The organism is Streptomyces sp. NPDC002328, assembly GCF_042890065.1.
Lineage (GTDB): Bacteria > Actinomycetota > Actinomycetes > Streptomycetales > Streptomycetaceae > Streptomyces.
In genome coordinates this window covers 1-1540 of record NZ_JBIARQ010000050.1, presented here as the reverse complement: position 1 = coordinate 1540, position 1540 = coordinate 1, and the positions used below count along the sequence as shown (strand labels likewise).

General features: G+C 71.0%; 1 protein-coding gene. It reads left to right on the top strand.

Annotated elements, in window-relative coordinates; translation table 11 throughout:
* Positions 1 to 137: 137 nt before the first annotated feature.
* Entirely contained in the window at positions 138 to 1508 is a 1371-nt protein-coding gene (locus ACFYX4_RS40960) for an IS701 family transposase (RefSeq protein WP_389345080.1), read from the top strand.
* Positions 1509 to 1540: the final 32 nt, after the last annotated feature.

The window sequence follows — 1540 nt, the reverse complement described above, 5'->3', positions numbered from 1 at the left end:
CGGTAGTTCGTTAAATCCGGCGGTGGCATGGGTTGACGGCAAATCAGCTTGGTCGTAGGCCGGTGGTAGGAGTCAACTGCCTTGCCGGGGGGCTGAAGATGACCGCTCGCCGTCCGTGTCCGCCTGCGCCGGGTCCGTTGGAGGACTACGCGGCCCGGTTCGACGACCTCTTCTTCAGCCTGGCCCAGCGGCGAGGGTTTCGCGAGTACCTGACCGGGTTGCTGGCGCCGCGGGAGCGGAACAAGACGATCACCTGCCTGGCAGGGGCGGAGCCGGTGGCCGGCGCGGGGATGCCGGGTGTGCAGCGGCTGCAGTTCTTCCTGTCCGAGTCGCCCTGGGAGGCCGAGCTGGTCAACGACCGGCGGCTTGAACTGCTGTGCGAGGAGCCGGCAACGGCTCCGCACGACGGCGGGGTCATCGTGATCGACGACTCCGGGGACCGCAAGGACGGCACCGCGACCGCGCACGTGGGCCGGCAGTGGCTGGGCCGGTACGGCAAGCCCGACAACGGCATCGTCACGGTCACCACGGTGTGGACCGACGGCCGCGTGTACTACCCGCTGCACGCCACTCCCTACACCCCTGCCCATCACTTCGCCCGCGGCCGGGCCGATCCGGCCTTCCGTACGAAACCGCAGCTGGCCGCCGCCCTCGCGGCCCGCGGGAAGGAGGCGGGCTTCGGCTGCCGGGCGGTGGTCGCCGACTGCGCCTACTCCGTCAGCGACGACTGGTACCTCGCACTGCGCGAGGCCGGCCTGGCCTACGTGGTCGCGCTCAAGCCGCACCGCGGCACCTGGGCCCGGGCCGACCAGCCGCACACCCCCATCGAAGCCGCCCAGGCCCTGACCTGGCGCGACGCCAAGCGACCCGGCGACTGGACCCCCGTGGAGCGTCACTTCCGCGACGGGCACACCGAGACCTGGTGGGCCGCTGACGCCCGCCTGGGCGGCTACAACCCCGACTCACCCTGCCGGCTGGTCGTGGCCACCACCGACCCAGCCGGCCTGCCCGAGAAGGCCACCTGGTACCTGGCCACCAACCTGCCCCACCCCGACGCGCCCCACGCCGCCACCAGCCCGCACCCGCCGGCCGACCTCGCCGAGATCGTCCGCCTCTACGGCCTGCGGCCGTGGATCGAGCAGAGCTACAAACAGATCAAGGACGAACTCGGCTGGGCCGACTTCCAGGTCCGCTCCGACCGCGCCATCCGCCGCCACCAGACCCTGGTCAACTGCGCCTTCTCCTTCTGCTGGGACCAATGGTTCACCCCACCCGGACCCCTGGACACCACCGCGCCGGACCCCTGCCCCGACAAGGGGCCAGAGAGGGGGACCGGCCCCGTCCCACCAGCCCCAACAGCCTTGCTGGCCCAAAGCCTTACGAGCCATCCGTTCCTGGCTCACCCCCGCCGTCACCCTCAACCGATGGTGGCGAGCCTGGACGGACACGGACCCACCCTCCGAGCTCCAGGCCCTGATCGACGCCGTCACCACCGGACACGGCATTGACCTCTACCGCCGGATTCAACGAACTACCGGTA